The sequence below is a fragment of the Kineococcus terrestris genome, assembly GCF_041020755.1.
In the GTDB taxonomy this organism is placed as follows: domain Bacteria; phylum Actinomycetota; class Actinomycetes; order Actinomycetales; family Kineococcaceae; genus Kineococcus; species Kineococcus terrestris.
Window position 1 is genome coordinate 116,101 of sequence record NZ_JBEUEI010000009.1, and the last position, 6,515, is coordinate 122,615.

6 protein-coding genes are annotated in these 6,515 nt (G+C 74.4%); 5 read left to right on the forward strand and 1 reads right to left on the reverse strand.

The genetic code is table 11. The features are described from left to right. Positions 1-144: 144 nt before the first annotated feature. From AB8M62_RS07835 to AB8M62_RS07850, 4 genes are all read left to right on the forward strand, one after another. Positions 145-1,521 (forward strand): TrkH family potassium uptake protein, encoded by a 1,377-nt coding sequence (locus AB8M62_RS07835; RefSeq protein ID WP_369069150.1) that lies wholly within the window; start codon positions 145-147, stop codon positions 1,519-1,521. After that, positions 1,514-2,173, forward strand: a complete 660-nt coding sequence (locus AB8M62_RS07840) for a potassium channel family protein (RefSeq protein WP_369069152.1) — start codon at positions 1,514-1,516, stop codon at positions 2,171-2,173. The genes AB8M62_RS07835 and AB8M62_RS07840 overlap by 8 nt, the downstream gene beginning before the upstream one ends. Before the next feature lie 133 nt (positions 2,174-2,306). After that, complete coding sequence (locus AB8M62_RS07845) at positions 2,307-2,831, forward strand: Uma2 family endonuclease (RefSeq protein ID WP_369069153.1); 525 nt, start codon at positions 2,307-2,309, stop codon at positions 2,829-2,831. Positions 2,832-2,964: 133 nt separating this feature from the next. Then, complete coding sequence (locus AB8M62_RS07850; RefSeq protein WP_369069154.1) at positions 2,965-3,867, forward strand: sigma-70 family RNA polymerase sigma factor; 903 nt, start codon at positions 2,965-2,967, stop codon at positions 3,865-3,867. Between the two features lie 21 nt (positions 3,868-3,888). On the opposite strand, the gene AB8M62_RS07855 is transcribed toward AB8M62_RS07850, so the two are convergent. Beyond that, positions 3,889-4,650, reverse strand: coding sequence for a potassium channel family protein (locus AB8M62_RS07855; protein ID WP_369069155.1), 762 nt, complete (start codon positions 4,648-4,650; stop codon positions 3,889-3,891). A gap of 174 nt (positions 4,651-4,824) precedes the next feature. Here AB8M62_RS07855 and AB8M62_RS07860 point away from each other — a divergent pair, with 174 nt between their 5' ends. Next, on the forward strand, positions 4,825-6,357 hold the full coding sequence (locus AB8M62_RS07860) for a tetratricopeptide repeat-containing glycosyltransferase family 2 protein (RefSeq protein WP_369069156.1): 1,533 nt from the start codon (positions 4,825-4,827) through the stop codon (positions 6,355-6,357). The last annotated feature ends 158 nt before the right edge of the window (positions 6,358-6,515 follow it).

Genomic DNA, 6,515 nt, shown 5'->3' on the forward strand with positions numbered 1-6,515 from the left:
GTCGCTCAGGTGCACCATCGGCCGCGCGGGCCGGTCCGCTGAGCCGCGCTGGGCCGACCGGGGCGCGCACCACCCGAGCGGGCGCGTCCGGCCCGGCGCGGGTGACGCGGCGTGGTCGGCCGGGCTGTGCCATCGTGCTCGCTCGTGCCCGCAGCCTCCCTCCCCGCGCTCGTCCGGCGGCGCCCCCGCCTGGGCGGCGGGGTCCGCGGTCCCGGCCGCGCCGTCGTCCTCGGCTTCGCCTCCGCCGCCGCGGTCGGCACCGGGCTGCTGTCCCTGCCGCTGGCGACCACGGCGGGGGAGCGCGCACCGCTGACCGACGCCCTGTTCACCGCGGTGTCCGCGGTGTGCGTGACGGGGCTGGTCACCGTGGACACCGGCACCTACTGGTCGGTGGCCGGGCAGGTGACGATCCTCGTGCTCATCCAGACCGGCGGGCTGGGCTTCATGACGCTCGCGAGCCTGCTGGCGCTGCTGGTCTCCCGGCGCCTGGGGCTGCGCGCGCGGCTGCTGGCGCAGACGGAGACCAAGACGCTCTCGGCCGGGGACGTGCGCCGGGTGGTGTGGCGGATCGTCGCCTTCAGCCTGGCGTGCGAGGCCGTGCTGGCCCTGGTGCTGACGCTGCGGTTCGCCACCGCGTACGCGTTCGGCTGGCGCCGGGCCGCCTGGTACGGCGTGTTCCACGCGATCAGCGCGTTCAACAACGCCGGGTTCGGCCTGCACGCCGACAACCTCGTGCGGTACGCGTCCGACGCCCTCGTCTGCCTGCCGATCGCCGCCGCGGTCATCGTCGGCGGGCTGGGCTTCCCCGTGGTGTTCGAGCTGGCCCGCTCCTGGCGCCGGCCGCGCAGCTGGTCGGTCCTGACGCGCGTCACGGTCGTCGTCACCGTCGCGCTGCTCGTGCTGGGCACCCTCGCCTACGCCCTGTTCGAGCGCACCAACCCCGACACCCTCGGCGGCGAGCAGCCGGGCGGGGCGCTGCTGACGGCGTTCTTCTCCTCCGCGATGGCCCGCACCGCCGGGTTCAACAGCCTCGACATCGCCGCGCTGCGGCCGGAGACGCTGTTCGCCACCGACGTTCTCATGTTCATCGGCGGCGGCAGCGCCGGCACCGCCGGCGGCATCAAGGTCACCACCTTCGGCGTCCTGGCGTACGTGCTGTGGGCGGAGGTGCGCGGCGACACCGACGTCGAGGTCGGCCGGCGCCGCGTGCCCGCCACCAACCAGCGCCAGGCGCTCGCGGTGGCGCTGCTGGGCGTCGGGCTGGTCACCAGCTCCACCCTGGCGCTGCTGGTCGTCTCCCACGAGGACTTCGGCGACGTGCTGTTCGAGGCCGTCTCCGCGTTCGCCACCGTGGGGCTGTCCACCGGCATCACCGCCGACCTGCCCGAACCGGCGCACCTCGTGCTGGTGGCGCTCATGTTCCTGGGCCGCGTGGGCCCGCTGTCGCTGGCGTCGGCGCTCGCGCTGCGCGAGCGTGGACGCCGGCACCGCCTGCCGGAGGAGAGGACCATCGTTGGCTAGGCACGAACCCGTCGTCGTCATCGGCCTGGGCCGCTTCGGCCGCTCCCTGGCCCTGGAGCTGGCCCGCGGCGGCACCGAGGTGCTCGCCGTGGACGAGGACCCGCAGCTGGTGCAGTCCCTGGCCGGTCAGCTGGAGCAGGTCGTCGTCGCCGACGCCACCGACATCAGCGCGCTGCGCGAGGTCGGCGTCGCCGACTACAGCCGCGCCGTCGTCGCCATCGGCACCGACATGCGCGCCAGCATCCTGGTCACCTCGCTGCTGTCGGACCTGGACCTGGAGGACATCTGGGCCAAGGCCCTGGACGACCAGCACGCCCGCATCCTGCGCCGCGTCGGCGCCCACCACGTCGTGCTGCCCGAGCACGACATGGGCGAGCGCGTCGCCCACCTCGTCTCCGGCCGCGCCCTGGACTACCTGGAGGTCGACGAGGGGTGGGCGCTGGCCAAGACCCGGCCCCCGCAGTACCTCGTCGGGGTGCCGCTGGGGCAGTCGGGGCTGCGTGCCAAGCGGCGGGTGACGGTGGTGTCCGTCAAGCCCGCGCAGGAGGCCCGCTACCGGCACACCGACGCCGGCACCGTCCTCGCCTACGGCGACGAGATCCTCGTGGCGGGCGCTCCCGACGACGTCGAGCGGTTCATCGACGACCTGTGAGCTGACAGCCAGCCTGCACGAGCCGGACGACACGCCGTACTGGGAGGCTCGCGGACCGGCGTGTCGGCTGCGGCGTGCAGGCTGGCTGTCAGCAGGTGGTCGCTGACTACCCTGTCGGGAGGAGGTGGTCGGGATGAGCGTGCAGGTCGGCACGGGCCTTCCGCTGCGCATCGAGGACCTGCCCGAGGGCGACGGCCCCCGCACCGAGCTCGTCGACGGGAGCCTGCACGTGACGCCCCTGGCCGGTCCGCAGCACCAGGACCTCGTGTTCACGACGTGCGCGCTGCTGCGCGCGGCCACGCCTGCTCAGTACCGCGCGCTGCCGGGCGCGAACGTGCTGCGACGGGGGAGCACGGACCGCCTGCTCATCCCGGACGTCGTGGTCGTGGAGGCGACCGTGCTCGGCGAGCGGAGCGCCTACGTGGACCCCTCCGACGTGCTGCTGGTGGTCGAGGTGGAGTCACCGTCGACGCGGTCGGTGGACCGGGTCCTCAAGCGGGAGCTGTACGCGCAGTGGCGTGTCCCGGGTTACTGGATCATCGACCCGGACGCCCGGACGGTGACGCGGCTCGTGCTCACCGAGGAGCGCACCTACGCCGAGGGCGCCGGTCCGGTGCCGTGGTTGGCGGACGTGGACACGTCCGCGCTGTTCGCCTGACCCGCACCTCGTCCGGCTGCGCGCGGACCTGAGCCGGACCGGCGGTCGTCACCCGCTCGTCCCACCCGTCACTCGCGCGCGTCCGCCGTCCGGGTGCTCAAGGTGACGCCGGGCGCGTGCCGACAAGGGGTGTGTGACCGCAGACGCCGCCACCGCCGCCCAGCTCACCGCCGTGGAGCTCACCGACGCGCAGCGCGCCGAGCTCGTCGAGCAGCACCTGCCGATCGTCGGCTACATCACCAACGAGTTCATCGGCCGGCTGCCCTCGCACGTGAGCCGCGACGACCTGACCTCGGCCGGGCTGATGGCGCTGGTGCAGGCCTCGCGCGGGTACGACCCCACGACGGGCGTGCCGTTCGCCCGCTACGCGAACACCCGCATCCGCGGGGCGCTGCTGGACGACCTGCGCGGTCAGGACTGGGCCTCGCGGGGGCTGCGCAGCCGCAGCCGCAAGCTGACGGCCGCCGAGGACGAGCTGACCGCCCAGCTGGGCCGCAAGCCCTCGCACGAGGAGCTGGCCGCGACGCTGGGCGTCAGCACGCGGGAGCTGCACGAGACGCGCGACGAGGCGCAGCGCGCCGTCGTGCTGTCGATGCAGGGGTTCACCGCCGACGGCGGCACCATCGACGACCACCTGCCCACCCACACCCCCGGCCCGGAGCAGGAGATCCTGCACCGCGAGAAGCTGGGCTACCTGCGCTCGGCGATCGCCGCGCTGCCCGAGCGCCTGAAGCTCGTGGTGGAGGAGTACTTCCTGCACGAGAAGCCGATGGCGGAGATCGCCCTGCACCTCGGTGTCAGCGAGTCCCGCGTCTCGCAGATGCGCGCCGAGGCGCTGACGCTGCTGCGCGACGGCATGAACACCCACCTCGCGCCGGAGATGGTCGCCCCCGTCACCGGGTCCGCGGCCAGCGTGCAGCGCAAGGAGTCCTACTACGCCGCCGTGGGCGCGCAGTCCGACTTCCGCGCCCGCCTGGCGATGTCCGCTTTCGGCACCTTCAGCGCCCCCAAGCCGGTCGCCGCGCAGATCGCCTGAGCACCTCCCCGCAGCGCCCCGTCACCCCTGGTGGCGGGGCGCTGCGTCGTCCCCGGGCCGCGCCGCGAGCTCGGCGCGCAGCCGGCGCACCTCCTCCGCGAGCGCGGCGACGTCGGCCTGCGTGGCGTCGGCCGCCGAGCCGGACGTGTCGCGGACCTCGTCGAGGAACCACGAGGCCAGCGAACCGGTGACGACACCGATGAGCGCGATCCCCGACAGCATCAGCCCGACCGCGACGGCGCGGCCGGTGGCGGTGACGGGGGAGTAGTCGCCGTACCCGACCGTCGTGATGGTCGTCGCGACCCACCACGCGGCCTCGCCGAACGTCGTGATGGTGGCCCCGGGCGCGCCGCGCTCGGCCTGCAGGACGGCCACGGCCGCGCAGAAGCCCACCAGCGCGGTCGCCGCCGCCACGTACACGCCGACCCGCCCCCGCAGCCGCGCCCCCGCGCGCTTGTTGAGCACCCGCACCACCATCACCAGGCGCAGCAGCCGCAGCGGCTGCAGCGCCGGCAGCAGGAGCAGCAGCAGGTCCAGCGGGTGCGTGACGAAGAAGCGGCCCCGCCGCGGCGCCAGCGCCAGGCGCACCAGGTAGTCGGCGCCGAACAGCACCCACGTCACGAGGTTGGTCACCAGGCAGGCCGTCCTAGCGGCCGGCGGCAGGGACGGGTCGAGGACCGGCCACGCGTAGGCGGCCAGCCAGACGGCGGCCACGACGGTCGCGACGCGCTCGCTGTGGTGGGTCCAGGCGCGGTAGCGGCGCTCGCGGTCGGTGGTGCTCACGAGGGCTGTCTAGCGACTGCCCCCGCCTGAGGTCGAGCTGACCTGCCCGCGCGCCGCTCCCGCCGGCGGTCGGGTGCGCACCGCCCGCGACGCCCGCTTCACATCACCGACCGCTACGCCGATAGGAGCAACGGTGCCGCCGGACGCGCGGAACCCGTCGAGCGGGGGGTGGTCATGTCGGTCGAGCCGGTCTTCATCAGCGGCTGCTACATCGTCAAGGACGAGCAGGAGCTCCTCGGAGCGTCCCTGGAGGCCGTGCGCCCCTTCGTCGACGAGATCGTCGTGTACGACACCGGCAGCTCGGACGACACGGTCGCGGTGGCTCGAGCGCACGGCGCCCGCGTCGTGGAGGGCTACTGGGACGACCACTTCGGCGCCGCGCGCAACCGTGCGCTGGAGCACTGCCGCGGCCGCTGGGTGCTCGCCGTCGACGCGGACGAGGTGGCGCAGGGAGACCCGGGAGCCTGGCGTCGCAGCCTGCGGGACACCGGCGTCGACTGCTGCGTCGTGGAGATCACCTCCCGTCCCTGGGGCGACGCGGGCCGTGTCCGGAGGGCCATGGTGCCCCGCGTACTGCGCCGGGGGTGGACCCGCTGGGAAGGCGCGCTGCACGAGCGGATCGTCCCGCTGCGGCCCGGTCCCGGACTGGTGGCCAACCCGCACGTGCAGCTGCGGCACTACGGCTACACCGCTTCGCGCATCGTCGAGCGCGGCAAGCACCGGCGCAACGTGGAGCTCGCCGAGCGTGAGCTGGCGCAGGCGCTGAGCAACGGCGGTCCCGGACCGGTGGAGCTGTGGCTGAACGTCGGCCGCTCGGCCTGCGCCGCCGGTCAGCACGAGCGTGCGCTGGAGGCGTTCTCCACGGTCCGCCAGCTCGGCCCGGTACCGGCGCTGGGGGTCCTCGCGTCGCACTCCGCCGTGCGCAGCGCCCTGGCCCGCGACGACGTCGCCCTGGCGTCGTCGTGGCTGGTGTCGATGCGCGCCTGGGGCGAGGGCCCCGAGGTGTGCCGCGCCGTCGAGGGGCGGATCGCCCTGGCGGCCGGTGATCTGGAACGCGCGGAGTCGCTCCTGCGCCGCGTGCAGGACGGCACCGACTACCAGGGCCTGCGCTTCGAGGCCGCCTCCAGCCGTGACCACCTGGTGGAGTGCCTGGTGCGGCAGGGGCGGGTCGAGGACGCTGCCGCGATCCTCGTGCCGCACGTCGCGAGCGGGGCTTCCAACAAGCACCCACGCGACGTCCTCACGTTGCTCGGACAGGTCCCCGGTGCGGTGCGCCAGCTCGTCGAGCAGTTGCCGGCCGACCTGGAGACCCCGTTCGTCGGACAGCTGAAGGACTGCGCGGCGGAGACCACCTCGACGTTCTACGAGGAGATGTGGCGGGGGCAGCGCGCCCCGGTGCTCGTCCTGGCCGCCGTCAGCCGGCAGTGGTCCAGCCTCCCCTTCGAGGAGGCGCTCGTGTGGTCCCTGCGGTTGCGGGAGAGAGGGCTGGCCGGTCACTGCCCGCTGCGCAGGATGCTCGTGGACGCGGACCGGGACACCCGTACCAGGGCGCTCAGCGGAGCGGTGCTGGTGGAGGTGGGCGAGACCGACGTGCTGCCCGACCTGGAACCGGTGCTGGGCGACGTCGACGCCGACGAGGCCGCTCCTCTGCTCGCCGAGCTGCGCCGGGTCGCGCCGTCCTTCTCGCGCACGCTGGAACCGGCCTGAGCCCGGGCCGGGGTGCGCGGGGTGAGGGCCCGGTTCACCCGTTCGGCTCGCCGCTGGTGGTTCAGGTCCGCTGAGCCGGGGCCGATGGATGCAGTGCTGGGCCACGGAGGGCCCGCGCGGCACCGAGCCGGCACCGGCCGGTGCACCACCACTCACGG